At 69.4% G+C, this 24,159-nt stretch carries 30 protein-coding genes and 2 other RNA genes; 17 read left to right on the top strand and 15 right to left on the bottom strand.

Going from position 1 to position 24,159, the window contains the following annotated elements:
* Position 1 precedes the first annotated feature (1 nt).
* Both JOE48_RS12880 and JOE48_RS12875 read left to right on the top strand, forming a co-directional pair.
* Complete coding sequence (locus tag JOE48_RS12880; RefSeq protein ID WP_210030272.1) at positions 2-1,018, top strand: LLM class flavin-dependent oxidoreductase; 1,017 nt, start codon at positions 2-4, stop codon at positions 1,016-1,018.
* Positions 1,019-1,434: 416 nt separating this feature from the next.
* Positions 1,435-2,427 (top strand): alpha/beta fold hydrolase, encoded by a 993-nt coding sequence (locus JOE48_RS12875; RefSeq protein WP_210030270.1) that lies wholly within the window; start codon positions 1,435-1,437, stop codon positions 2,425-2,427.
* 72 nt (positions 2,428-2,499) lie between these two features.
* On the opposite strand, the gene JOE48_RS12870 is transcribed toward JOE48_RS12875, so the two are convergent.
* From JOE48_RS12870 to ssrA (JOE48_RS12860), 3 genes are all read right to left on the bottom strand, one after another.
* A complete protein-coding gene (locus JOE48_RS12870) occupies positions 2,500-2,760 on the bottom strand; it encodes a hypothetical protein (RefSeq protein ID WP_312893183.1) in 261 nt (86 codons plus the stop codon).
* A gap of 48 nt (positions 2,761-2,808) precedes the next feature.
* Positions 2,809-3,102, bottom strand: coding sequence for a hypothetical protein (locus JOE48_RS12865; protein ID WP_210030265.1), 294 nt, complete (start codon positions 3,100-3,102; stop codon positions 2,809-2,811).
* A gap of 83 nt (positions 3,103-3,185) precedes the next feature.
* Positions 3,186-3,555: a transfer-messenger RNA gene (gene ssrA / locus JOE48_RS12860) on the bottom strand.
* Between the two features lie 146 nt (positions 3,556-3,701).
* Between ssrA (JOE48_RS12860) and JOE48_RS12855 the strand changes: the two genes are divergently transcribed.
* Both JOE48_RS12855 and JOE48_RS12850 read left to right on the top strand, forming a co-directional pair.
* The gene (locus tag JOE48_RS12855; RefSeq protein ID WP_210030264.1) at positions 3,702-3,857 is read left to right on the top strand and encodes a hypothetical protein; all 156 of its coding nucleotides are present in this window, start codon (positions 3,702-3,704) and stop codon (positions 3,855-3,857) included.
* A 520-nt stretch (positions 3,858-4,377) separates the two neighbouring features.
* Positions 4,378-4,626, top strand: a complete 249-nt coding sequence (locus JOE48_RS12850; RefSeq protein ID WP_210035728.1) for a hypothetical protein — start codon at positions 4,378-4,380, stop codon at positions 4,624-4,626.
* Positions 4,627-4,653: 27 nt separating this feature from the next.
* Here JOE48_RS12850 and JOE48_RS12845 read toward each other — a convergent pair whose 3' ends face one another.
* Positions 4,654-4,821 carry a hypothetical protein gene (locus JOE48_RS12845; RefSeq protein WP_210030262.1) on the bottom strand — a complete coding sequence of 56 codons (168 nt, stop codon included), beginning with the start codon at positions 4,819-4,821 and terminating at the stop codon, positions 4,654-4,656.
* Positions 4,822-5,068: 247 nt separating this feature from the next.
* On the opposite strand from JOE48_RS12845, the gene JOE48_RS12840 reads away from it, so the two are divergent.
* From JOE48_RS12840 to JOE48_RS12830, 3 genes are all read left to right on the top strand, one after another.
* Positions 5,069-5,299 carry a hypothetical protein gene (locus JOE48_RS12840; protein ID WP_210030260.1) on the top strand — a complete coding sequence of 77 codons (231 nt, stop codon included), beginning with the start codon at positions 5,069-5,071 and terminating at the stop codon, positions 5,297-5,299.
* A gap of 100 nt (positions 5,300-5,399) precedes the next feature.
* Positions 5,400-5,771 (top strand): hypothetical protein, encoded by a 372-nt coding sequence (locus JOE48_RS12835; protein WP_245252809.1) that lies wholly within the window; start codon positions 5,400-5,402, stop codon positions 5,769-5,771.
* Between the two features lie 127 nt (positions 5,772-5,898).
* On the top strand, positions 5,899-6,987 hold the full coding sequence (locus JOE48_RS12830; protein WP_210030256.1) for a phytanoyl-CoA dioxygenase family protein: 1,089 nt from the start codon (positions 5,899-5,901) through the stop codon (positions 6,985-6,987).
* A gap of 171 nt (positions 6,988-7,158) precedes the next feature.
* Here JOE48_RS12830 and JOE48_RS12825 read toward each other — a convergent pair whose 3' ends face one another.
* Both JOE48_RS12825 and JOE48_RS12820 read right to left on the bottom strand, forming a co-directional pair.
* Positions 7,159-7,752 (bottom strand): BA14K family protein, encoded by a 594-nt coding sequence (locus tag JOE48_RS12825; RefSeq protein ID WP_409518578.1) that lies wholly within the window; start codon positions 7,750-7,752, stop codon positions 7,159-7,161.
* Between the two features lie 236 nt (positions 7,753-7,988).
* A complete protein-coding gene (locus JOE48_RS12820; RefSeq protein ID WP_210030252.1) occupies positions 7,989-8,351 on the bottom strand; it encodes a CsbD family protein in 363 nt (120 codons plus the stop codon).
* A gap of 164 nt (positions 8,352-8,515) precedes the next feature.
* Here JOE48_RS12820 and JOE48_RS12815 point away from each other — a divergent pair, with 164 nt between their 5' ends.
* From JOE48_RS12815 to JOE48_RS12805, 3 genes are read left to right on the top strand one after another with little or no spacing between them, the layout of a single operon-like run.
* Positions 8,516-8,959: a hypothetical protein gene (locus JOE48_RS12815; RefSeq protein WP_210030250.1), complete on the top strand. Its 444-nt coding sequence runs from the start codon at positions 8,516-8,518 to the stop codon at positions 8,957-8,959.
* Between the two features lie 9 nt (positions 8,960-8,968).
* Positions 8,969-9,364, top strand: coding sequence for a phage holin family protein (locus tag JOE48_RS12810; RefSeq protein WP_210030249.1), 396 nt, complete (start codon positions 8,969-8,971; stop codon positions 9,362-9,364).
* Complete coding sequence (locus JOE48_RS12805) at positions 9,361-9,774, top strand: DUF3618 domain-containing protein (RefSeq protein WP_210030248.1); 414 nt, start codon at positions 9,361-9,363, stop codon at positions 9,772-9,774. Before JOE48_RS12810 ends, JOE48_RS12805 begins: the two co-directional genes overlap by 4 nt.
* 46 nt (positions 9,775-9,820) lie before the next feature.
* On the opposite strand, the gene JOE48_RS12800 is transcribed toward JOE48_RS12805, so the two are convergent.
* From JOE48_RS12800 to fumC, 4 genes are all read right to left on the bottom strand, one after another.
* Entirely contained in the window at positions 9,821-10,447 is a 627-nt protein-coding gene (locus JOE48_RS12800; protein WP_210030247.1) for a ParB-like protein, read from the bottom strand.
* A gap of 81 nt (positions 10,448-10,528) precedes the next feature.
* Positions 10,529-10,753, bottom strand: coding sequence for a ribbon-helix-helix domain-containing protein (locus JOE48_RS12795; protein ID WP_210030246.1), 225 nt, complete (start codon positions 10,751-10,753; stop codon positions 10,529-10,531).
* Between the two features lie 130 nt (positions 10,754-10,883).
* Entirely contained in the window at positions 10,884-11,087 is a 204-nt protein-coding gene (locus tag JOE48_RS12790; RefSeq protein ID WP_210030245.1) for a DUF4169 family protein, read from the bottom strand.
* Between the two features lie 59 nt (positions 11,088-11,146).
* On the bottom strand, positions 11,147-12,556 hold the full coding sequence (gene fumC, locus JOE48_RS12785) for a class II fumarate hydratase (RefSeq protein ID WP_210030243.1): 1,410 nt from the start codon (positions 12,554-12,556) through the stop codon (positions 11,147-11,149).
* Between the two features lie 121 nt (positions 12,557-12,677).
* On the opposite strand from fumC, the gene JOE48_RS12780 reads away from it, so the two are divergent.
* On the top strand, positions 12,678-14,066 hold the full coding sequence (locus JOE48_RS12780; RefSeq protein WP_210030242.1) for a cytochrome P450: 1,389 nt from the start codon (positions 12,678-12,680) through the stop codon (positions 14,064-14,066).
* A gap of 548 nt (positions 14,067-14,614) precedes the next feature.
* Here JOE48_RS12780 and JOE48_RS12775 read toward each other — a convergent pair.
* The 3 genes from JOE48_RS12775 to ssrA (JOE48_RS12765) all read right to left on the bottom strand — a co-directional run bounded on the left by JOE48_RS12775 (position 14,615) and on the right by ssrA (JOE48_RS12765) (position 16,099).
* Positions 14,615-14,950, bottom strand: coding sequence for a hypothetical protein (locus tag JOE48_RS12775; RefSeq protein ID WP_210030241.1), 336 nt, complete (start codon positions 14,948-14,950; stop codon positions 14,615-14,617).
* Between the two features lie 64 nt (positions 14,951-15,014).
* Entirely contained in the window at positions 15,015-15,653 is a 639-nt protein-coding gene (locus JOE48_RS12770) for an SspB family protein (protein ID WP_210030240.1), read from the bottom strand.
* Between the two features lie 63 nt (positions 15,654-15,716).
* Positions 15,717-16,099: a transfer-messenger RNA gene (ssrA, locus tag JOE48_RS12765) on the bottom strand.
* Here ssrA (JOE48_RS12765) and JOE48_RS12760 point away from each other — a divergent pair.
* The 6 genes from JOE48_RS12760 to JOE48_RS12735 all read left to right on the top strand — a co-directional run bounded on the left by JOE48_RS12760 (position 16,091) and on the right by JOE48_RS12735 (position 22,425).
* Entirely contained in the window at positions 16,091-16,948 is an 858-nt protein-coding gene (locus JOE48_RS12760) for a CPBP family intramembrane glutamic endopeptidase (protein WP_210030239.1), read from the top strand. The genes ssrA (JOE48_RS12765) and JOE48_RS12760 overlap by 9 nt on opposite strands.
* Before the next feature lie 92 nt (positions 16,949-17,040).
* Entirely contained in the window at positions 17,041-17,835 is a 795-nt protein-coding gene (locus tag JOE48_RS12755; protein WP_210030238.1) for a thymidylate synthase, read from the top strand.
* On the top strand, positions 17,832-18,323 hold the full coding sequence (locus JOE48_RS12750) for a dihydrofolate reductase (protein WP_210030236.1): 492 nt from the start codon (positions 17,832-17,834) through the stop codon (positions 18,321-18,323). The genes JOE48_RS12755 and JOE48_RS12750 overlap by 4 nt, the downstream gene beginning before the upstream one ends.
* Before the next feature lie 295 nt (positions 18,324-18,618).
* Positions 18,619-19,797, top strand: coding sequence for an FtsH protease activity modulator HflK (gene hflK, locus JOE48_RS12745; protein WP_210030234.1), 1,179 nt, complete (start codon positions 18,619-18,621; stop codon positions 19,795-19,797).
* On the top strand, positions 19,794-20,759 hold the full coding sequence (gene hflC / locus JOE48_RS12740; RefSeq protein ID WP_210030232.1) for a protease modulator HflC: 966 nt from the start codon (positions 19,794-19,796) through the stop codon (positions 20,757-20,759). The genes hflK and hflC overlap by 4 nt, the downstream gene beginning before the upstream one ends.
* Positions 20,760-20,874: 115 nt before the next feature.
* Positions 20,875-22,425: a DegQ family serine endoprotease gene (locus JOE48_RS12735; protein ID WP_210030230.1), complete on the top strand. Its 1,551-nt coding sequence runs from the start codon at positions 20,875-20,877 to the stop codon at positions 22,423-22,425.
* A 410-nt stretch (positions 22,426-22,835) separates the two neighbouring features.
* On the opposite strand, the gene rplA is transcribed toward JOE48_RS12735, so the two are convergent.
* Together rplA and rplK are read right to left on the bottom strand one after the other, a co-directional pair.
* The gene (gene rplA, locus JOE48_RS12730) at positions 22,836-23,534 is read right to left on the bottom strand and encodes a 50S ribosomal protein L1 (protein WP_192711268.1); all 699 of its coding nucleotides are present in this window, start codon (positions 23,532-23,534) and stop codon (positions 22,836-22,838) included.
* An 11-nt stretch (positions 23,535-23,545) separates the two neighbouring features.
* Positions 23,546-23,995 carry a 50S ribosomal protein L11 gene (rplK, locus tag JOE48_RS12725; protein WP_043385646.1) on the bottom strand — a complete coding sequence of 150 codons (450 nt, stop codon included), beginning with the start codon at positions 23,993-23,995 and terminating at the stop codon, positions 23,546-23,548.
* Positions 23,996-24,159: the final 164 nt, after the last annotated feature.

Here is a 24,159-nt window from a genome sequence, read left to right as displayed (position 1 = left end):
GATGAAGAAGATCGGGTTTCTGTCGTTCGGTCACTGGTCGCCGACGGGTGGCTCGGAGACGCGCACGGCCGGCGACACCCTGCTGCAGTCGATCGACCTCGCGGTCGCGGCGGAAGAGCTCGGCGCGGACGGGGCCTATTTCCGGGTCCATCATTTCGCGCGCCAGCTCGCCTCGCCGTTCCCGCTGCTCGCCGCGGTGGGCGCCCGGACCAAGCGCATCGAGATCGGCACCGGCGTCATCGATATGCGCTACCAGAACCCCCTCGCCATGGTCGAGGATGCCGGCGCGGCGGACCTGATCGCGGGCGGCCGCCTGCAACTCGGCATCAGCCGGGGCTCGCCCGAGCAGGTCATCGACGGCTGGCGGCACTTCGGCTTCACGCCGCGTGACGGCGAGAGCGATGCCGACATGGGACGGCGGCACGCGGAGGTCTTCCTCGATCTGCTGAACGGGACAGGCTTCGCCGAGCCCAACCCGCGGCCGATGTTTCCGAACCCGCCGGGCCTCCTGCGCCTGGAGCCGCATTCCGACGGACTGCGCGAGCGGATCTGGTGGGGCTCCGCGTCCGACGCCACCGCGATCTGGGCGGCCCGGCAGGGCATGAACCTGCAAAGCTCGACCCTCAAGGCGGATGAGACCGGCGAGCCGTTCCACGTCCAGCAGGCGAAGCAGATCCGCCGCTACCGACAGGCCTGGGCGGAGGCGGGACGTCCTCGGACGCCGCGGGTCTCCGTCTCCCGGTCGATCTTCGCGCTCGTGAACGACCGCGACCGCGCCTATTTCGGACGCGGCGCGAGCAGCGATCAAGTCGGCCTCATCGACAACATGCGCGCGGTCTTCGGCCGGACCTACGCCGCGGAGCCCGAGCGGCTGGTCGAGGACCTCAGGGCCGACGAGGCGATCGCCGAGGCCGACACCCTCCTGCTGACGGTGCCGAACCAGCTGGGCGTCGCCTACAACGCCCATGTCATCGAGACCATCCTGACGCATGTGGCCGCGCCCCTCGGCTGGCGGTGACGGACCTGACGCACCAGCGGTGCTGCGGGGCGCCATTCCGCCCGCCCTCGACCCGTCCCGGAGCTTCGGACCACCCGAGATCGGCGCCCGTGCGGTCCCGCGCTGTCCAGGCCAGGCACGGACGAATCGCGCTCACGCGGCGGGCAGGCCTGGATTTCGCGGTAGCGCGCATCCGCGTCGCACGCGCTGGGGCGGACGGCCGGTCACAGCGCCAGGGCGGGCATCGATCATGTCGAAACACGGAAGGGTGAATTCCAACATCGCCCTGTTCTGATCCCGGCCGAGTCGCCGCATCATGGTCTCGCCGTCGGGCCCGCGGCGCGGTCAGGCGCATCGCCGCTCCCCGCGGCCGCGTCATGGTCGACCGCGCGGCGGCGGATCCTGGCGTTCCTGATCCCCCAGGTGCGAGACCCGTCATGATGCGACACGAGCACGGATCCGAGGTGACCGGAGGCCGATTGGCCCACGCGACGCGGCGGCATCTGCTCGCCGGCGGTGTGCTGGCGACGGGCGTGGGGACATCCGGCGCCGTCGGGGCGGAAGGCCGCCCTGCGCCGGTCGGCGTGGTCCGCCACGGCACCATCCGGGCCGACGGCGTGAACGTCTTCTACCGGGAGGCCGGCCGCCCCGACGCGCCCGCGTTCCTGCTGCTGCACGGCTTCGCCAACTCGTCCTTCTACTTCCGCCATCTCATGCCGCAGCTCGCAGACCGCTTCCGCCTGATCGCGCCCGATCTGCCGTCCTTCGGTTTCACGGAAGTGCCGGCCGAGCGCGCCTACATCTACGACTTCGCGTCGTTGTCGCGCACGATCGAAGCCTTCGTCGATGCGCTCGGCCTCGATCGCTACATCCTCTATACCTTCGACTACGGAGCCCCGGTCGGATGGGATCTGGCGCTCGCCCATCCCGACCGCGTCGCCGGCATCGTGTCCCAGAACGGCAACGCCTATCTGGACGGGCTCGGCGAAGCGGCCTGGGCGCCGCTGCGGGCCTATTGGGTCGAGCCGAACGAGGCCGCGGTCGGGGCGATCCGCGCCCGCATGACCCTCGACGGCGTCAAGGCCGCCTATGTTGAGGGTGTTGCCGATCCCTCGCGGATCGCGCCCGAGGCGTACACGCTCGACGCCGCCATCCTGGCGCGCCCGGGCAATGCCGACCGTCAGGTCACGCTCAAGCTCGACTACAAGCGCAATCTCGAGCGGTATCCGCTGATCCAGGCCTATTTCCGCGCGCGCCGCCCGAAGCTTCTCGCCATCTGGGGTCGCAACGACCCGTTCTTCATCCCGCCCGGAGCCGAGGCGTTCAGGCGCGACATTCCGGAGGCGCGCGTCACCTTCCTCGATACCGGGCACTTCGCCCTCGAGACGGACGGGGACGCGATCGCGGAGGAGATCCGACGTTTCTTCTGAGGCTCTGCGCCGCTCAGGAATGCCATCGCGCGCCGGTCGCCACCTACCGCCCGAGCGGCGGGGCCGTGCGGCTCATGCGGTGTCGCGCAGCCGCGGCTTGGGCCCATCCTCACCGACGAGGGTCCCGATCAGCCGCCAGAGTTCCTGATGCTCGGGGCCGTTACGGCCGGATGCGAGGAAGGTCGAAAGACTGAAATCCGTCACGTGCCCACCGGACGCGACGTTGCCGGTATGCCGGACGAAGCTGTGCCCGGTCGTGGGATCGAACAGCAGATGCCAGTGGTCGCCGTTCGGGCTGCCATAGATCAGGCGCGCGCTTTCGGAAGGGCTCACGATCATCCTCCGGCCTCGACATGATGCGCCGCGCCGACGGGCCACGCGTTAGTCGCGCCGCGCCTCGATGCTCGCGCGCTCGACCACGGCCCGCAACGCTGCGCTGCCTTCGACCGCGAACCAAGCGCGCAACATGCCGGTGGTCTCAGGCGAGTCGTCCGGCCGCTCGCGATACAGATCGGCGGAGCGGGCGAGTTCGCGCTCCACGAACATGTCGAGGTAGGCAGCGCCCCTGGTCCTGGCGAGGTCGACGAGAGCGTCTTCGAGGACGCGCCGCATCATCTCGCCTACCATGGCCGATACGTAGACCGCTTCGGCGCTTCCCTGTTCGGGCTCGTTCAAGCCACGCTCCAGCCTGCCCAGACGCAACCCTGATCCGCAACGGGCAGGATGAAATGAGCGGGCCCCGAGGCCGGAGCCTCGGGTTCTGTTGCTAGGCGTGCCCACGCCCCGGAAGATTACGCCGCGAGGCGCATCTCCATGCCGACGTTGTCGTTGGCATTTAGAGTTTTGGTCAGGTGTTCGGAACGAGGGTTGCCCGCGCCGAACCGGTCGAGTCCTTACCGAAAGCCGCATCTTACCCTGCCGAGGCAGGACAGAACTCGCGATCCCTTTACCGCCCAGTCGAACCTGTTTCGCCCCCATCAGAAGCACCCTGGCAGCGGGCCATCCGCAACGCCGGATGCTCGCCCTCGTCCCCCCGCGGTATCGGGGGCAGGATGCTTCTGGTGGAGGCGCCGGGTACCGCCCCCGGGTCCTGAAACGTTATTACGAACCGGTCGTCAGCCTCGCGGCGACCGTATCTGATTGTGGCCTGTCCGTCCATCGCATGTGCGCCGCCAATGCGGACCGACGGTGTTGGCGCTTTGCCGGGCGAACGCCCATATGCCTCTCATCCCTCCGCGCAATCCCGTGCTCTGGGCGACGACACGGAGGCCGAAATGGCTCGCGAACTCACGACCGGCAAAGCACAGGCCGTCACGCCCGAGGATTTCAACGCGCGCGTCAAGCGTCTGCTCGCCGACAAGCCGGACCCGCGCAAGGCCGAAACGACACGCAAGAACTTCAAGACGACGAAGCCGGCCCCGAGGGTCTAAAGCCCTTCTCGATCGGGTCGGGACGGAGGCGCTGCACGTGCCCGTGCCGCACGAGGCGCGGGCCGCTCTCCGGTTTCGGAGACAGTTGCACATCGGGTGACGTTCATCGCCCGTTCGGGACAATGTTTCCATCGTCCTTTCTGTATCGCCGCATCTCCGCGTCATTCCGGGGCCGCGCAGCGGAGCCCGGGATCCAGACCCGCCGACGCGTGAAAACCCGCACTGACAGCGGCTCTGGTTTGCCCAACGGGCCCATGCCATCGGCAGGCCGATCGATCGTCTCACGCGTAGAGCCCGTAGCCCGTACGGAGGAGGGGCATGACGCGGCTGTCGCGACCGGGGTCGCCGTCCTTCCGAACCGTCGCAACACGATCCGGAACCGCCCTCGAAAGGTCGATCTCGGAGATGTACGCTTCGCTGCGAACGTCTCCGTGATCGCGAGCTTTGCTCGGCTGCGGGATCTTGCGGAGACCGAGGCGTGTTCACCCTGAGCCGCATCTGCCGCGGTGCGGAGTATCGCGTGTACAATCCTTTCATCACATCGCTGATGCTGGCTTTCGAGGCTCAGCGCGTCATCGAGCTGCGGCTCGTGCGCCTCGCCTGGGGCGGCAAAGAGGGCCTCGCCGAGGCGCAGTCCATGGTCATCGAGAAGGTCCACGCGGCCGCTGAGGCCACGACCACGCTGATGCTCGGCGGCTCGCCCGAGACCGTCATCGCCCGCTACCGTGAGCACGTGGCGGCGAACACGAAGCGCCTGTCCGCGCCCTGACGGTCTTACGGCGTCGTCCCGGAAGACCTAGCCGGAACGCTGGGCGCTCCAGCGTTCCGCGCACTCGACCAGCCCGCCCGACGTGCGCCATGTCCGGTGGTTCGGCACCCGCACGGTCCTGGTTGCGGCATCGACCGGGTCGAGGGCGCCGGCCGTCAGGCCAGCGGCGAGGATCAAGACAGGGATACGTGTCACGGAGGGTTCCGGCGAACGCGTCGCCGGGTGACCACGCTTTGGGAGAACGGTCAGGTTGCAGGAAGTGTTTCCAGGCGACGGTTCTATCGCGCCGCGGCGGTCAGCCGTGCCTGGCCTCCTCCCCCTTACGGGGCCCCTGGGCAGCCCCTGAGCGGATCGGGCGGCGGCCGATCCTGATCCGAACCGCAGCCGATACGCCGCACTGAATTGTGAATGCGCCAGCCGATCGTGCCGCGCGTTGGCAAGCATGGCCATTCCGAACCGCTCCGATCGTCACACCGCTGCGCTGAAGCGGCTCGCAGGCGTCTTGAACGTGCCTGCGGAGACGTTCCTGGGCGAGCCGCCTGAAGGCGATGCCGGAGAGCTGTTCACCCTGGTGCGCCATTGGCTGGCGATCGAGGACAGCCAGGGCCGCCGACGCGTCCTCAGCGCAGCGCGCCAGGAAGCAGAGCGGTCAGGCTACAGGGAGTGCGCCTGAGCCGTCCCAACCCATGTTGGGCAAGGTCGCTTCTGGCCGCATGGCCACCGAGCCGAGCCTGCCGTAGCTCGACCCTATGGCCTCCGATTTCGCTCCCACCATGCTCCCCGACGCCGCCGCCCTGTGGCGCAGCGCGATCGCGGACCTGTCCCCCCACGCCTCGCCGTGCCGGCATCTCATCCTGGCGCGATGGGCGCCCATCCGCGAGGCCGCGATCGACTTCTGCGACCGTCTGGGCGCCGAGGCGCATGCGCTCGGGTGGACGGCGCCCGAGCTGTTCGCCGTCCACCCGGAGCACGGGACCCTGCGGGTCGATTGTTGCGGCGTTCTGATGGTCACCGGCGATCGGGCGCAGGCGGTCGAGCCGGGCCGCCTCGTGTTCGAGCGCGGATCGGCGTACCGGACGAAACCCGGTCAGGTCTGGGGCGTGCCGGTCTGGGAATTCGCGGCGCGGGGTCCCGCACACGCATGAGGCTGGCTGGGGCCTGGAAGTGGTCCGCGTCCGATCCGTACTTCCGCCGTGATCCGATGGCTCGTTAGGATCGTGGATTCTTCGGTGATCGCGGCGACAACAGCCGCGGCCGGAACGGGGTGGATTGATGGCCCAGGGCTTTTCGCGCGCAGCAGACGTCGCGCGCACCGTCAAGACCGCGATGCGCAACCTCGCTCTCGGACGCGACGATACGCTTCCGGTCGCGCCGCCGCCGCCGCGGGGCCCGTCCTATACGGTCGAGGCCGATGTGCCGGTCGACATCGGCTGCATCCAGGTTTTCCGCGCCGAGAGCTTTCCCGAATCCGGGCCCAGCCCGTGGCTCGATCAGCCCGATGCCTTGGACATCATCGAACGACGGGTGGCACGACGGGAGATCAGCCCCAGGCAGGCCGAGATCTGCCGGCACTGGGAGGCGCACGGCTATTACGTCCTGCGCGGCGCCATCGATCCCGACACGATCGACGAGGCTTGGAGCGCCTACGAGGCGGCGATCGCGCGCGGTGACCTCACGCTCGCACCCGAGAAGGCCGCCGCGGATGATCCGCATCCGGGCCGCTACCTCAACCCGCACCTGAAGGTCCAGGAGCTCGATCTCCTCCTGAGGCACCCGGTGCTGATGAACTTCAGCAGCATGGTGCTGGGCCGGCCGGCGATCCCGTTTCAGACGATCTCCTCGCATAAGGGCAGCCAGCAATCCGAGCACTCCGACTCGATCCATATGACGACCTATCCGCTCGGCTACCTTGCCGCCTGCTGGGTCGCCATGGAGGACATTCACGCCGATGCGGGGCCGCTGGTCTACTATCCCGGCACACACCGCCTGCCGTACCTGTTCAGCCACGACGTCGGCATCTCGACCGAGGATTTCCGCGAGCGCGGCTATGGGGCCTATGTCGAGCGCTATGAGCCCGCCATCAAGCATGAGATCGCGGCGCATGGCGCGAAGCCGGAATACTTCACGGCGCGCAAAGGCGACGTGCTGTTCTGGCACGCCAACCTGCTGCACGGGGGCTCGGCCCGCGCCGACATGCAGCGGTCTCGCAAGGCCCTGGTGCACCACTATTTCGCCGAAGGCTGCGTCTGTTACCACGACCTGTCGGCCTCGACATCGGCCGTGCATGGGCCGGTCGAGAATCTGCCGACCTGCGGTGCGTCGAGCCCCAACATCACGGTCAGAGACAAGATCGCATCCTAGCGTGCGCGGGGGCAGGGGGGCCGGCTTCGAAAGCCTGATCGCCGAGCGCGCACGGCATCCAGCCCCTCGGCGTAGGAGCGGTTGCACCACCCCGCAAAGGAGTGCGACAGGCCAAGGCCCCGCGGCGTCTCCGCCCGGGGCCTCGGATCGTGTTGGATCGTGCAGCGGCGGCTAGGGGCAGCTATGCCGACGCCCATCGTTGCCGAGGTAGCTCCCCGTGCGCGGATCGTACGAACGGAAGCGCTGGACACAGTAGCGGACGGAATTGTCCGCCGTCGTGGCATCGGACTCGGCCGTGCCCAGGTCGGCTCCGTATCCGGCAGGCGCGTAACCGGCGCCGTAGCCGGCGGGTCCGACGTCGGACCCGTAATAGCCGTCATCGTAGGCCCCATAGCCGTAGCCCAGGCCGGCGCCGGCAAGACCTAAGCCGACACCGAGCCCCAGGCCGCCATAGCCGAAGCCTCGACCACCGCGGAAGCCACGTCCGGCGAAGCCGCGATTCCCCGCGAAGCCGGCCCCGCGCAGACCCGGATTGCCGGCGATCCCGCGGCCGGCCAAGCCGCCCCGGAATCCCCCGCCCGCGAGCGCATTGCCGCCGACAGCGCCGCCGCGGAAGCCGCCGGCGCCCACGCCAGCGCCGCGGAAGCCGCCACCGAAGCCGCCCCCGTGAAATCCGCCTCCGCGGAATCCACCCCCGCCAAAACCTCGCGCATCGGCCGAAGCCGGGATCAGCGCCAGCGCGCCTACGATCGTAGCAGCCGTCAAAACGATCCGGTTCATTGTGTCCCGCCGATATGAAATGAGGAGCCTCTGACGGGACAACACGGCGGCGACCGGGTTGGTCCCGCCGCCATCGGTCCGTGTCGCCGCAGGCTGTGCGGCCCGGCCGTTCGGGAGCCGCCGACGGCTATCCGCAGGGCTGGCATGAGGGCCGGCGGGCCGAGGACGAACGGCTCGCCGCCGGCGTCCTCGCCCGGCGCACGGAACCTCGTGGCAGCCCGCTACCGGCGGCCGTGAATGACCAGGGCGAGCAGATAGCCGATCGTGCCGGCCAGGATGGCGAGACCGATCGGCGATTCCTGCGCATGCGGCCGAAGCGCCTCGCTGCCCTGCCGATACAGGCGCTGCGCGTCCGGGTAGCGCTCGCGCGCGCGGTTGAGCGCGTCACCGGCAAGATCCCGCGCTTGCCCGGCGGCTTCGCTGAGCGTGTCCTTGGCTTGCCCGTACAGGTTCTGCGCCGCTCCCTTCAGTTCGGTGGTGCTGCCTTCGGCCTGCACTTGCTTGTCCCCGATCAATTCGCCGGCCGCACCTTTGAGCTTGCCACCGAGTTCCTGCGCAGCGCCGGTGATACGATCCTCGTTCATGGCTCGTCCTCATGCTCGGTGTTGGTTGAGCGTCACCGCATCGACAACGTTCGAGCAGCGCAGTTCGTCTCGGCGATGGCGGCCGCGCTGTCGCGTCGGAGGCGCGGAACGGTATCGAACGCGTGCGGTTTCCCTGAACCGGAGTGCCTTACAGGAGTCGCGTCGTGCCGAATGGTGCTCAGGAACAGAGGTCACGCGCAGCCGATCCCGATCCGGGCGCAGCGCAGCGCTTTGCGGAGACGCTGCGCCAGCAGACCGAGGGCTATGTCGAGAAGCGCAAGGCCGACGCCGCCCGGCTGGTCTCGGATGTCGGTGACGCGATCCGCGACACCGGCAGCAACTTCGACGGGCTGCCTCAACTGAAGGAATTCTTCGGTCAGGCCGCCCTCGGCGTCGACGAGCTGGCCGAGAGCATCTCGCGCCGCTCCTTCGGCGAGATGTACGACGAGGTGCACGCCGCCATTCGGCGTCGCCCCGCTCTGGCGACCGCGGCTGCCGTCCTGGCCGGTTTCGCGCTGTACCGCACGTTGAACACCTCTAAGCTCCGGCCGATCCCGCGCTCGCGTGCCGTGATTCCGGTCGATGTCTTCCCGACGCCGGACCTTTAGGAGGACGGAATGGCTGAGCCCGGCTTGCGCAGCATCCCGACCCTCGTCGGCGATGCGGTCCGCGAATTGCGGGACCTTGTCGGCAGCGAGATCACGCTGTTCCGCACCGAGCTTGCGCAGGGCGTCCATCGCATCAGCCTCGGGCTCAGCCTGTTGCTCGCGGCGGCCGTGTTCGCCATAGCAGGCCTGTTCACGCTGCTTCTCGCCCTGGTGAAGGGCATCGCGGTCCTCGTGCAATCGGACGCGCTGGCCGCGTCGATCGTGGGCGGCGTCTTCCTCCTGCTCGCGATCGGCCTCGGGCTGTTCGGACGCAGCAAGACGTCACTGTCCACGCTGGAGCCGACCCGGACCGGGCGGCAGGTCAAGCAGGACGCGCAGGTTCTGACGGAACGGATAGACGCATGAATGACGAACCGGACAAGCTGGAACGTGACGTCGAGGCGAGCCGCGGGCGGCTGGACCGGACGCTGGCCGATCTGCAGGCCCGATTCAACCAGCCCGGGATCCCCCGCGACCTCGCCGATCTGCGCCGGTCAGGGCAGGCCGCGAGCGAGACCGTGGAGCGGATGGTCCAGAATGTGCGGGTCAATCCCGTCCCGGCGCTGCTGATCGCCGCCGGCTTCGGGCTGCTCGTCTATGAGGCCTTCCGGACCGCCGCGGAGCGGCGCCGCCTGACACTCGTCCCGGCCGCGACGGCGGTGCCGGATCGTCACCTGCCGGAGAACCATCCGGACCGGATGCACGCGCGGCTCGACGACGCGCTGGAGGAGAGTTTCCCCGGCAGCGATCCCGTCTCGGTGCGGATCACCAAGTAAGGCGCTCCTGATCCGCGCTTCGACGCTTTGCGCCGGGCCGCGGCCCTCAGTGCTGGCGGCGCGTCACCGACCCGCACCAACCCGGCAGGTAGTCGGCGTCCTTCGACTTGGCGAGGCCCATCGCCTTCTCCAGCGCGGCGGAGAAGTCGTTCTCGATGCGCTTCTCCTTGATGTTCCGCCGCAGGAAATCGGCCCAGAGGAACTCGCTGAAAGGCGTCGTGTCCTTGGCGAAGCCGCCGGCCCGGCGCAGCTCGCCGGCGAGGCTGCGGTAGGGGTCGTCCACCAGCGCATCGATCGACTTCGGGATGTCCGTGAAGTGCTGGCGCACGCCCTCGGCATCGTAGGGATGTGCCCAGGACTTGTGATCGCACACCGTCCAGAAGGCGTCCTTGTCGAGGTAGTGCAGGTCCGCCACCACGGTGACCAGCACGTTCTCGACACCCTCTTCGTGCAGGGCGCGGGACAGGTGGTGGTGATCGATGATGTAATGGTGCTTCTTCGGCCCGAGCAGCGTCGGGATCATGTGGGCACCGAGAAATTCCTTCTTCTTCTCGCCGTCGTATTCCCGCCAGCGCCGCCGCTTCTCCGCCACCTCCCGGTAGCCCACCGTCATCTGCGTCGGGCGCAGTTCCGCGATGGGGACGGGCTTGAGCAGCGGTTCTCGATTGGCCATAGGAAGTCCTTCCTGCGTGATTTTGCCACGCCCATGTCACAACCTATTCGGGATCAGACGCGCGGACAGGGCGCGGGGCGCTCACGTTTCCGGGATCGCGCGCACGGCATCCAGCACGAACACCCGGATCGCCGAGGACAGGTTCTGCGCGCCGCGCCGCGCGTCGATCGCGCCGATGAGCGCCTGGACCGACTGGCCGCGCGCTTCCGCGACCTCGCGCAAAGCTGTCCAGAAGGCATCTTCCAGGGACACGCTGGTGCGGTGGCCGGCGATCATCACCGAGCGCTTGGTGACGCCGGCGCTCATGCGGGATCGGCTGCGCGTCCCGTCCTGGCGCGCGCAGCGAAGCAATGCAGGGCAGCGCGACCGCGATGGGCGTCGCGCGCCTGGGTTGCTTCGCTCCGTTCGCAAAGACACCGGCCGGGGGGCAACACAATCATTCCGCGGGATCGGCCTCGGACTCACCCCGCTCGAGCCGGTGACCCTCGTGACGCTCGGTCTCGAGCGCCTTGCGCCGCTGCTGGAGCGTCTTGGCCTTCTTGGGCTGGCCGAAGGCGATCCGGTTGGCCTCGGCCTTCGTGTCGGCCTCGGCGCGGGCCTTCGCCTTGCGGACCTGACGCAGGTTGATGATCTCGGCCATGGATCGCCTCCCGGAGCCGGCGCGGACAAGTCTGCGCCGGCCCCCCAATCCCAAAAGAATCAATCGGCGCTGGGGGCCAGCATGGTCTCCGGCCGGACCACGCGCTCGAACTCCTCCGCGGTGACGTAGCCGAGGCGCAGGGCCTCCTCCTTAAGGGTCGTGCCGTTCTTGTGCGCGGTCTTGGCGATCTCGGCGGCCTTGTCGTAGCCGATCGACGGGGCGAGGGCGGTCACCAGCATGAGCGAGCGGCTCATCAGGTCGGCGATCTTGTCCTCGTTGGCCTTGATCCCGACCACGCAATTGTCGGTGAAGCTCACCGCCGCGTCGGCGAGCAGCCGGATCGACTGCAGCACCGCGTTGGCGATCACCGGCTTGAACACGTTGAGCTCGAAATTGCCCTGGGAGCCGGCGAAGCTCACCGTGGTGCCGTTGCCGATCACCTGGGCGCAGACCATCGTCAAGGCCTCGCACTGGGTCGGGTTGACCTTGCCGGGCATGATCGAGGAGCCGGGCTCGTTCTCGGGCAGCGACAGCTCGCCGAGGCCGGAGCGCGGGCCCGAGCCGAGGAAGCGGATGTCCTGGGCGATCTTGAACAGGCCGGCGGCGAGCGCGGCCAGGGCACCCTGCGTGAACACCAGGGCATCGTGGGTGGCCAGGGCCTCGAACTTGTTCTCGGCCGACGTGAACGGCAGGCCGGTCAGCTCCGCGACCTTGGCGGCGAAGCGCTCGGCGAATTCCGGATGGGCGTTGAGGCCGGTGCCGACCGCGGTGCCGCCCTGGGCGAGCGCCAGCACGCCCGGCAGGGTCGCGGCGACGCGCGATCCGCCGAGCGCGACCTGCGCGACGTAGCCGGAGAATTCCTGGCCCAGCGAGACCGGCGTCGCGTCCTGCAGGTGGGTCCGGCCGATCTTGACGATCGTGTCGAACGCCTTGGCCTTGGCGTCGAGGGCCCCGTGCAGGTGGGAGAGCGCCGGCAGGAGGCGCCCCTGAATCTCGCGGGCCACCGCGATGTGCATGGCGGTGGGGAAGGTGTCGTTGGAGGACTGGCCGCGGTTGCAATGGTCGTTCGGGTGGACCGGCGACTTGCCGCCGCGCTGGCCCCCCAGCCGCTCGTTGGCGAGGCTGGCGATCACCTCGTTGGCGTTCATGTTGGACTGGGTACCCGAGCCGGTCTGGTAGATGACCAGCGGGAATTCGTCGTCGTAGCGGCCCTCCACGACCTCGGCGGCCGAGGCCGCGATGGCGTCGGCGAGCTTCGGGTCGAGGGCGCCGAGATCCTTGTTCACCAGGGCGGCGGCCTGCTTCACGATGCCAAGCGCGTGCACCAGCGGCGCCGGCATCCGGTCGGTGCCGATCTTGAAGTTCTGGATCGAGCGCTGCGTCTGCGCGCCCCAGTAGCGATGCGCCGGGACCTCGATCGGACCGAAGGTGTCGGACTCGGTGCGGGTGGCGGTCTCGGTGGGCGACATCGTGGCCTCTACGTCTGGTGCAGTGCGGTGCCTACTTAAATGAGGCGCGGCTGAATCGCGATGCCGGTTTCCGCAGCGCGCCGACAAGGGCGGGGCTCTGTTCCCGCCGGACAAGGAGCCGATGAACGCGACGATCGACCTGCTCGAGCCCGCCACGCGGTTCCGCCCGCGCGTGCCGCCTCCGCTGAAGGAGCCGCTCGGCCTGTTCGCGTTCCTGCGGGCGGCCCGGAAGAACCCGATCACCACCTGGATGGACGCGCATTTCAAGCTGCCGGTGGTGGCGGCCGAGAGCGCGATGGGCCGGATCACCCTGGTGAGCGACCCGGCGCTGATCCGCTACCTGCTGATCGAGAACGCCGACGGCTACCGCAAGGACGACCTGCAGCGGCGGGTCCTGGCCCCCGGGCTCGGCAACGGCCTGCTCAGCGCCGAGGGCGACGAGTGGCGGCTCCAGCGCCGGACGCTGGCGCCGATCTTCAACGCCCGCACGGTCCAGGGTTTTTCCGACGCGATGAATGCCGCCGGGGCGCGGCTCGGCCGTCGCCTCGCCCGCCGGGCCGGCAAGCCGGTCGACGTCGCCCTGGAAATGACCCGCGTCACCCTCGACGTGCTGGAGCGAACGATCTTCACGCAGGGGCTGCCGGGCGATCCCGACGCGCTGGGCCGCGCCATCACGCGCTTCCTGGAGGCCGTCGGGCCGATCGACCCCCTCGACGTGTTCGGGGTGCCCGATTTCGTGCCGCGGATCGGCCGCCTGCGGGCGCGCCCGGCCGGCCGCTTCTTCGCCGAGGTTGTCGACGAGCTCATCGCCCGGCGCAAGGCGCTGATGGGTCAGGGCGAGGCGCCTCGGGACCTGCTGACGCTGCTGCTCGCCGCGCAGGATCCCGAGACCGGCAACGGGCTCTCGGACCTCGCCGTGAAGGCCAACATCGTCACCTTCATCGCCGCCGGCCACGAGACGACCGCCAATTCCCTGACCTGGACCCTCTACTGCCTGTCGCAGGATCCCGCCGCGCAGGCGCGGGTCGAGGCCGAAATCGACGCGGCCGGGCCGGAGGATTTCGCCGTCGAGCGCCTGCCCTTCACGCGGGCGGTGATCGAGGAGGCGATGCGGCTGTTCCCGCCTGTGCCGTTCCTCAGCCGACAGGCTGTCCGGGACGACCGGCTCGGCCGGATCAAGGTGCCGCGGGGTTCGCTGGTGATGGTGGCGCCCTGGGTGCTCCACCGGCACCGGCTGCTCTGGGAGGACCCGGAGGCCTTCGTGCCGGAGCGGTTCCTGCCCGAAAACCGGGACGCGATCCCGCGCTTCAGCTATCTGCCGTTCGGGGCGGGGCCGCGGGTCTGCATCGGCCAGAGCTTCTCTGTCCAGGAGGCGGTGATCCTGCTGGCGCACATCGTGCGGGCCGTGCGGTTCCGGATGCCGGAGGATCACCCGCCGGTCACGCCGCTCCACCGGGTGACGCTGCGGCCGGAGCACGGGTTGCGCATGGAGGCCGAGGGGCGAGCTTGAGCGGGTTGGCGGGTTCCCCGTGCGTTCTCACCTTACCGGTACGCGTGGGAGAGTCGCCCTGACTGGAAGCAGGCACGAGCCGCGAGGGCCGACACCGTTGCTCCCGCGACGCTGGATTGTGCCGAGCAGGTCGCCCGCGTCCTGCGTTCCAATGCGGAGACGGAAAGATTCGTTGCCGAGCCGCGTCCGCTGATCGACGAGCAGACCAAGCTTCTGGCTGAGGCGGCGAAGGTGCACGCCGAGACACTCAAGCTCGGTCGAGACCGCGTCCTGGCCCCGCTCGCCATCGCTTTTGCCGGCATGGCGGCAGCGGCCGCCGTCCTTGGCGCAGGCGCCGCGTTCGTCAAATTGCTGAGCCCGTGACGTCGTCTACAGGGCACGACACGCCTATTTGCGTCGGCGTGGTCCGTATTCCTGCCGGCGCTGCAGGCGATCATCGAGCGGGTCGTTCTGAACGGTCGATGCCGGCGAGCGGGTACGCCTCCCGGCTTTCACCTGGACGCGCGCCAAGCGCCTCGACGCGCCTCGAGCTGACGGGTTGTGCGGTCCTAGAGCCGAGCCGCGACGAACGGACCGCCGAAGCCGATCATCGACCTCGCCACGGCGATCGCCGAGATCTGGAACGCGTAGTCTGAGGCATTCCGCTGATCCTCGGCCCGCAGGAAGAACCGAAGGGCGGTCTGTCCAATCCGATGTCGGAGGAAGGCGGCGACGAGAAAGGCCCAGCCGGTGTTGGCGAACACGTCGGCCGGGTGTTGGACGAGTGGCGCGATGAACGCTGTTCCCCGTGTCAGGATTGCCGTCGCGTTGAAGAACGTCGCGGGAGGCTTCACGCCGTCGCTGAAACGCTTGGCGCGATGCTTCCGCTCAGCGGCCGACAACATCGGCTGCGCGACCGTGTCGTCCCCCGCATGAACCCCCCGGCCGTCGATTCGGCCCGGGACAAGGTCAGCTCTTCTTGCGGAAGGCGTCCAGGCTCACGACCTCGGCGCTACCCTCCTCGCCCTCCTTCTTGGCGGCGGGACGGGGGGCGTTGTCGTCGGTCTTGCCGGCAGCCTTGCCGGCGGCCTTCTCGCTCTGGGCGGCAGGGGCGGGAAGCCCCTTCGGCGCGCTCGCGCCGATCGTGGACAGCCCGGCGCTCTTGGGCCGCACCTCGCCGGGTTCCGAGCCGGCCCCGCGCGGGCCGGGCTTGGCCGGGGCGGCATTCGCCTCCTCGGGGGTCTCGCCGGCCTCGCTGAGGTCGAACTTCAGTCCGAACTGCACGGAGGGATCGAAGAAGCCCGACAGGGCGTCGAACGGTACCAGCAGGCGCTCCGGCACGCCCGAGAAGGACAGGCCGACCTCGAAGGTATGCTCGGTGACGTTGAGGTCCCAGAACTGGTGCTGCAGGACGATGGTCATGTCCTGCGGGTACTTCTCGCGCAGGGCCTGCGACATCCGCACGCCGGGCGCTTCCGTCCGGAACGAGACGTAGAAATGGTGCTCGCCCATCAGCCCTTCGCGGGCCGCGTCGGTCAGCACCTTGCGCACGACGCCGCGCAGGGCGTCCTGTACCAGGAGATCGTAGCGGATCAGGTCGTCTGCCATCTGCGGTCGCGCTCTCGCCCGGTCTGCCCGGCGCCCCGCCGCGGATGGCCGGACCGAGGAATGAGTGAAGGCTTCCGGTGCCGGGTGCCTCCGAACCCCGCCTATGCGGTGCTACCCGCTAGGACTTCAGGTCGGTCTTGGGGACCGCTTACGCGGCCACCGCCACCGGAGCAAAGTTGTCGTTGGCAACTCTTGTAAAGGCCCGATAACGGCGGAACCATGCCGAGCGAAAGTCCAACCTTTACGCCCTCGTCGATCCTACTTCGCCCCCGCCGAAGCCTAGGCTTGCAATCATGCGCCTTGCGGCAGCATGTCCTGGGCTCGGGTGGAGGCGCCGGGTACCGCCCCCGGGTCCGATAGGTTTATTGCGAAGAACGTTTATCGCCATAGCCGGCCTCGCGACCGGCTCCCAAGATATAGAGGGGATCGGTCCGGTTTTGAAGCCCGATCGTGTCGCGCCGCTGTCTCATTCGGAGCCTCGGGACGAGGCTGTTGCCGGAAGCGCGCAGTCGCCCGCCGCCGTCCTCGACAGCCGTGGCCCGCTCGAGCGGGTCTGGGCGGCGGCCTGGCGTCTCGGCGCCCTGGTCGCCCTCGTGATCCTCTATCTCGGCGCGGCGAGCCTTCTGTCGCTGGCCGCCGTGCGCGTCGGCTTCGACCTGTGGAAAGGGATCGACCCGTTCCTGCCCCCGGAACGGCGCCCGTTCCTGGGCGCCGTGGAGCTCGCCCACCGGGCCTTCGCGATCGACGCCCTGCGCCAGGTCTTCCTCGCCGCCCTGGTGATCGGCAGCGCGTGGTGGCGCGACCGGGCCGGCTGGCGGCGTCGCCTCGCCCTGGACCGCGAGCGCCCGAACGGGATGCGGCCGGTCGCGCTGCTGGGCCTGCTCCTCGTCTGGCCGGTGCTGCACATCGCCTGGGTCACCGGGACGGCGGAGCTGTTCGGCGCGAGCTTCGGCCAGCACGTGCGGTTGTCGCCGTTCATGAGCCAGACGGCCGTCGCGGCGTGGCTCGTCTATCTCGCGATTCTGGCCCCCGTGGCCGAAGAACTGCTGCTGCGCGGCGAGGCCTTTGCCCGCGCCAGCGCTGCGGTCGGGCCTGTCGGAGCGATCCTGGTCACCGCCATCATCTTCGCCGCCGCCCACGTCTCGTCCTGGGGGCTCGCCCGGCCGGTCTCTCTGCTGCCGCTCGCCCTGGCGCTGGGCTGGCTGCGCTGGCGGACCGGCCGGCTGTGGCCGGGCATCGCCCTGCACGGCTGGTCGAACCTCGCCCTGGTGACCTATCTGCTCTGGCCGGGCTGAGCGCCTCAGCCGGTCACCAGGGCGCGCGACGGCGGTGGACATATGCCGGCGGCGAACTTGCCGGACGGCGTGCCGGCGCGCAGGAATGGGGGATGGACGCTTATCACGACCTGCTCCGGCGCATCCTCGACGAGGGCGTCGCCAAGGACGACCGGACCGGCACCGGCACGCTCTCGGTGTTCGGCCACCAGATGCGCTTCGACCTGTCGTCGGGCTTCCCGCTGGTCACCACGAAGCGGCTGCACTTGCGCTCGATCATCCACGAGCTGCTCTGGTTCCTCACCGGCGACACCAACGTGGCCGCCCTGCGGGCGAACGGCGTGACGATCTGGGACGAATGGGCCGACGAGCGCGGCGACCTCGGACCGGTCTATGGCCGGCAGTGGCGCTCCTGGGAGAAGCCCGGGGGCGGCACGGTCGACCAGATCGCCTGGGTGGTCGACGAGGTCCGGCGCAACCCCGATTCCCGCCGCCTGATCGTGTCGGCCTGGAACCCGGCCGACCTCGACCGGATGGCGCTGGCCCCCTGCCATTGCCTGTTCCAGTTCTACGTCAGCGAGGGGCGGCTCTCCTGCCAGCTCTACCAGCGCTCGGCGGACGCCTTCCTGGGCGTGCCGTTCAACATCGCGAGCTACGCGCTCCTGACCCACATGATCGCTCAGGTGACCGGCCTCGGGGTCGGCGACTTCGTCCACACCTTCGGCGACGCGCATCTCTACCGGAACCATCTGGAGCAGACCCGGACCCTGCTGGCCCGCGCCCCGCGCCCGCTTCCGCAGCTGCGCCTGAACCCGGAGGTCCGCGACCTGTTCGCGTTCCGGTACGCGGATATTGCCATCGACGGCTACGAGCCGCATCCCGCCATCGCGGCCCCGGTGGCGGTATGAGCGCGACCATCGCCCTGGTCGCGGCCGTCGCCCGCAACGGCGTCATCGGCCGCGACAATGGCTTGGCCTGGCACCTGTCCAGCGACCTCAAGCGCTTCAAGGCCCTGACCATGGGCAAGCCGATGCTGATGGGCCGGCGCACCTGGGATTCGATCGGCCGTCCGCTCCCGGGCCGCCGCACCCTGGTGCTCACCCGGGATCGCGGGTTCCGGGCGGAGGGCGCCGAGACCGTCCATAGCTGGGGCGCCGCTTTGGCCGCCGCCGCCGGGACGGAACTGATGGTGGTGGGCGGGGCCGAGATCTACGCACTCGCGCTCGCGCAGGCCGACCGGCTGCACCTGACCGAGGTGGCGGCCGAGCCGGAGGGCGACGTACGCTTCCCGGTCTTCGACCGCGCGCAGTTCCGGGAGACCTTCCGCGAGGCGCATCCCGCCGGCCCGCGCGACGAGCATGCTTTCGCGTTCGTCGATTGGGAACGCGTGCGCTGAGGCGCCCCGCCGCATTTGCCTTTGGACCGCCGCATGCCCACCTGCCAGCCTTGACAGCACGGGGCCTGCGCCCGCAGGTGCCTGTCGGGTGCGCGTCCTCGTGTCGGGCTTGCGCATCCTGCGGGAAGATGCGCCCGTGCAAGTGTTTAGGCCTCCATCCGGGCCGGATCGTACGGCGATCTGTCCGGACAGGCGGGACTAGGCGGGCGAGCGTGGCCGTTCAGGCAAGGGGTGCTGATCGGGGCGCCGGCCGGCATGTCGGTCGGGCGCGGACAGGCGGGAGACGACGGCTAGGATGCCTTGGAGCAATCAGAGCGGCGGCGGAGGCCCCTGGGGCCGGCCCGGCGGTAACGGCGGTGGCGGCCCGTGGGGCAACGGCGGCAAGACGCCGCCGAACCTCGAGGACCTGCTCCGGCGCGGGCAGGACCGGCTGCGCGGCCTGATCCCGGGCGGCGGCGGCACCGGCGGCTACGGTAGCGGCGGCGGTTCGACGGGCCTCGGTGGCGGCCGCAGCGCGGCGGTGATCGCGGCGCTCGCCGTAGCGGTCTGGCTCGCCACCGGCTTCTACACCGTTTACCCGCGGCAGGTCGGCATCGAGACGATCTTCGGCCGCTACGTCGGCACCAAGGGCGAGGGGCTGCGCTACAACTTCCCCTATCCGATCGGCGGCGTGGTCAAGCCGGATGTCGGCTCGCAGAACTCGATCCAGATTGGCTTCCGCTCCGGCCCCGGCGGCCAGGGCCGCAACCGCGACGTGCCGGACGAGAGCCTGATCCTCACCGGCGACGAGAACATCGTCGATCTCGACTTCGAGGTGCAGTGGCGGATCAACCCGCTGAAGGCCTCCGACTTCGTGTTCAACCTCCAGAACCCGGAGGGGACCATCAAGGCGATCTCCGAGAGCGCGATGCGCGAGGTGATCGGCCGCCGCAACATCCAGGCGATCCTCACCAACGAGCAGTCGAGCATCGCCCAGGAGGTCAAGGAGATGGTCCAGAAGGCGCTCGACGAGTACGGCGCCGGCGTGCGGATCGAGGTGGTCCAGCTCGTCTCGGTGAACCCGCCGCCGGAGGTACGCCCCGCCTTCATCGACGTGAATGCGGCCCAGCAGGACGCCGACACGGCGCAGAACGAGGCCAAGACCTACGCCAGCCGCGAGGTGCCGCAGGCCCGGGGTAAGGCGTCGCAGATCGTCCAGCAGGCCGAGGCCTACAAGACCAAGGCGACCGCGGACGCCACCGGCCAGGCGGCACGCTTCAGCGAAGTCTACGCCTCCTACAAGGTCGCCCCGGCGATCAGCCGCGAGCGGATCTTCCTGGAGACGATGGAGAAGGTTCTGGGCTCCGTGAACAAGGTGATCATCGATCAGAACGGGACGCAGCCGGGCTCGGCCTCGGCCGCCGGCGTGCTGCCGGTGCTGCCGCTCGCCGAGTTCGGCGGCCGGGTCCAGAGCCAGACGGGAGCCGCCCGATGAAGCAGGCGCTCCGCACCGGCCTGATCGCCATCGCGGCGATCGTCGCGATCGGGCTCTACGCCTCGATCTTCACCGTCGGCCAGATGCAGCAGGCGCTCGTCCTGCAATTCGGCCGGGTCCGAGCCGTCCTCAACGCAACCGGCGAGGACAAGCCGGGCCTCTACTTCAAGGTGCCGTTCGTCGAGAACGTCGTGATCTTCGACAAGCGCGTGCTCGACCTCGACCTGCCGGTGCAGACGGTGCTGACCGCCGACCGCCAGAACCTGGAGGTGGACGCCTTCGCCCGCTACCGGATCCTCGATCCGCTGCGCTTCTACCAGGCAGTGGGCAATATCGGGCTCGCCAACCAGCGGCTCGCGAGCTTCACCAATTCCGGCCTGCGCAACGTGCTCGCCCGTTCGACCCGCGACGCCATCGTCAAGACCGATCGCGGGCAGCTGATGCACCAGATCCAAGAGGACGTGAACCGGCAGGCCAAGGCGCTCGGGATCGAGATCGTCGACCTGCGCATGACCCGCGTCGATCTGCCCGCGCAGAACTCGGCCGCGGTCTACAAGCGGATGAAGACCGAGCGCGAGCGCGAGGCCGCCGACATCCGCGCCAACGGCGACCAGATCGCCGCCACGATCCGCGCCAAGGCCGACCGCGAGGTCACGGTGATCCTCGCCGAGGCGACGCAGAAATCCGAGCAGCTGCGCGGACAAGGCGACGCGGACAAGAACCGCATCCTCGCGGACGCGTTCGGTCAGGATGCGGACTTCTTCAGCTTCTACCGGTCGATGCAGGCCTACGAAGTTGGGCTGAAGGGCTCCGACACCCGGCTGGTGATCAGCCCGAGTTCGGACTTCTTCCGCTATTTCAGCGATCCGCAGGGTCGGGCGGCCGCAGCGGCGGCGCGTCCCGCGCGCGGACCTGCCGATCCGAGCGCCACCACCGGCTCCACGGCCGGGACGGGGCGCTGACCGGGAACGTGTCGGCGCGCTGGTGCGCCGACGCCCCTTGCGACAACACCAGCGGGCGTCCGACATCCGGTCGGCCGCCCGCGGAGCCGGAAACGCGTTCTTGAAGAGGTCGATCATGCACCCCGTCGCGAGCGCCCCCGAGGCGTCCTTCGGCCGCGCGAAGGCGCAGCCCCGCTCACGCGCCCGGGCGCTGATGGCCTCGATCCTGGTCGGCGCATCCGTGGCGACCGCCGCCCTTCCGGTCCCGGCCTTCGCCAAGGGTCCGGCCTCGCTGGCCGACCTCGCCGAGCAGGTCACCGACGCCGTGGTGAACATCTCGGCCTCCACCACGGTCGAGGCGCGCAGCGGCCGCGCCGGTCCGCAGGTGCCTCCGGGTACGCCGTTCGAGGACCTGTTCGAGGAGTTCTTCAACCGCCGGGGCGGTCGCGGTAGCGGTGGCGGTGGCGAGCGGGGCGACACCGACACGCCGCGCCAGCAGCGCAAGTCGAACTCCCTCGGCTCCGGCTTCATCATCGATGCGGCCGGCCTCGTGGTGACCAACAACCATGTCATCGGCGACGCCAACGACATCCAGGTCATCCTGCACGACGGCACCAAGCTGAAGGCCGAGATCGTCGGCAAGGATTCGAAGATCGACCTCGCGGTGCTGCGGGTGAAGCCGCCGGCCGATCACCCGCTCAAGGCGGTGCCGTTCGGCGATTCCGACAAGATGCGGCCCGGCGATTGGGTCATCGCCATCGGCAACCCGTTCGGGCTCGGCGGCTCGGTCTCGGCCGGTATCGTCTCGGCCCGGGGCCGGAACATCGAGTCCGGACCCTACGACAATTACATCCAAACCGACGCGGCCATCAACAAGGGCAATTCGGGCGGTCCGCTGTTCAACATGGACGGCGAGGTGATCGGCATCAACACGGCGATCCTGTCGCCCACCGGCGGCTCGGTGGGTATCGGCTTCGCGGTTCCGTCGGGCACGGCCAAGCCGGTGATCGACCAGCTCCGCGATTTCGGCGAGGTCCGCCGCGGCTGGCTCGGCGTGCGCATCCAGAACGTCGATGACGCCACCGCCGAAGCCCTCAACCTGAAGGGCGGGGCCCGCGGCGCCCTGGTGGCCGGCGTCGACGAGAAGGGCCCGGCCAAGACCGCCGGCATCGAGCTCGGCGACGTGATCGTGAAGTTCAACGGGACGCCCGTGAAGGCGTCCGGCGACCTGCCGCGCATCGTCGCTTCCACCCCGGTCGGCCAGAAGGTCGACGTGGTCGTGATGCGCAAGGGCGAGGAGGTGACGAAGCCCGTCACCCTCGGCCGCCTGGAGGACGGCGACAAGCCGCAGCTCGCCAACCTGCGCCAGCCTGAGCCCGAGAGCGCGACCCGTCAGGCGCTTGGCCTCAACCTGTCCGGCATCACCGACGAGCTGCGCAAGAAGTACTCGATCAAGGACACCGTGAAGGGCGTGGTCGTCACCCGCGTCGATCCGAACTCGACGGCCTCCGACAAGCGGATCCAGCCCGGCGAGGTGATCGTCGAGGTCGGCCAAGAGGCGGTGAGCACCCCGGCCGACGTGACCAAGCGGGTCGACGCCCTGAAGAAGGAGGGCCGCAAGTCGGTCCTACTGCTCGTGGCGAGCGCCACAGGTGACGTGCGCTTCGTCGCCATCGGGCTGGACTAAAGCCGGTTCCGACGGTTTGGGACGCGGCGCGGATCCCCTCTCCCGCACGGGAGAAGGGGCAAGTCGCGGCGGTCTCGGCCAGAGAGGCCCGTCTCCCAAACCGTGCTGCAATCCCGATCGGGAAGGGCATGAGCGGCGTTAAGGACGACCTCCGAAGGGTGGTCGATGGCGCGGGAAGCGGCGGCTCATCGGGCCCGATGCTCGGAAGGCTCCCGCCGTCGGGCCGCATCCGGTCCGCCCTGATCTGGCGGTAACCGCCGGTCCCGGTCGCGGAGCCCGGGCCGAGCGTCCCGCTGCGTCGCCGCGTCAGAAGTCGGTGTCGGCCGGCCGCTCCGGCCGCCCTCGCGACAACGGAAAACGCCCGGCCGTTTCCGGCCGGGCGTTCCGCAACGTAGCTGATCCGCCCGGCTTCAGGCGGTCAGGACCGTGTTCGGCTCGACCTTCACGCCCGGGCCCATCGTCGAGGTGACGGCGATGCGCTGGACGTAGGTGCCCTTGGCGCCCGCGGGCTTCGCCTTGGCGACGGCGTCCGCGAAGGCCTTGATGTTCTCGACGAGCTTGTCGGCGTCGAACGAGACCTTGCCGACGCCGGCATGGACGATGCCGGCCTTCTCGACGCGGAACTCGACCGAGCCGCCCTTGGCGCCGGCGACGGCGCCCTTCACGTCCATGGTGACTGTGCCGACCTTCGGGTTCGGCATCAGGCCGCGCGGGCCCAGAACCTTACCGAGACGGCCGACGAGCGGCATCATGTCGGGGGTCGCGATGCAGCGATCGAAGTCGATCTTTCCGCTCTGCACGATCTCCAGGAGGTCCTCGGCGCCGACGATGTCCGCACCGGCGGCCTTGGCGTCATCCGCCTTGGCGCCGCGGGCGAAGACCGCCACGCGCACCGTCCGGCCGGAGCCGTTCGGCAGGTTGCAGACGCCGCGGACCATCTGGTCGGCGTGACGGGGATCGACGCCGAGATTCATCGAGACCTCGACGGTCTCGTCGAACTTCGCGGTCGCCCGCTCCTTCACCAGCTTGATCGCCTCGTCGAGGGGATAGAGCTTGGTGACCTCGATGCCCTCGCGGGCGGCGCGGATGCGCTTGCCTTCCTTAGCCATGATGTCCTCCCTCAGGCCGTGACTTCAAGGCCCATGGCCCGGGCAGAGCCGCGGATCATGGCAACGGCCGACTCGATCGAGTCGCAGTTGAGGTCGGGCATCTTCTTCTCGGCGATCTCGCGCAGCTGCGCCTCGGAGATCTTGCCGACGGTCGGGCCCTTGCCGGGGGTCTTCGAGCCGGAGGCCGGCTTCTTGCCGATCTTCAGGCCGACGGCCTTCTTCAGGAAGAAGGTGACCGGGGGCTGCTTCATCTCGAAGGTGAAGGAGCGGTCCTGATACGCGGTGATGATCACCGGGATCGGGGTGCCCTTCTCCATCTGCGCGGTCTTCGCGTTGAAGGCCTTGCAGAATTCCATGATGTTGAGGCCGCGCTGACCGAGCGCGGGGCCGATCGGCGGCGACGGGTTCGCCGCGCCGGCCGGGACCTGAAGCTTCACGTAACCCGTGATCTTCTTCGCCATGGGACTGCTCCCAATGAGAATCCGCCCCCACGCGGCCTGAAGCGCGGCGGGTCAGACGGTTGCAGGTCGCGGTGCGAGCCGTGGATTCCCGGAGGCGAGGCCGGGCGGATCTCCCGCGGATGATGCCCCAGCCTCAGGAGGATGGGGCAAGTTCGCGGCCGCCG

Source organism: Methylobacterium sp. PvR107 (assembly GCF_017833295.1).
Taxonomy (GTDB): Bacteria; Pseudomonadota; Alphaproteobacteria; order Rhizobiales; family Beijerinckiaceae; genus Methylobacterium.
The sequence above is the reverse complement of the archived record's forward strand: the minus strand, read 5'-3'. Positions and strand labels throughout refer to the sequence as shown.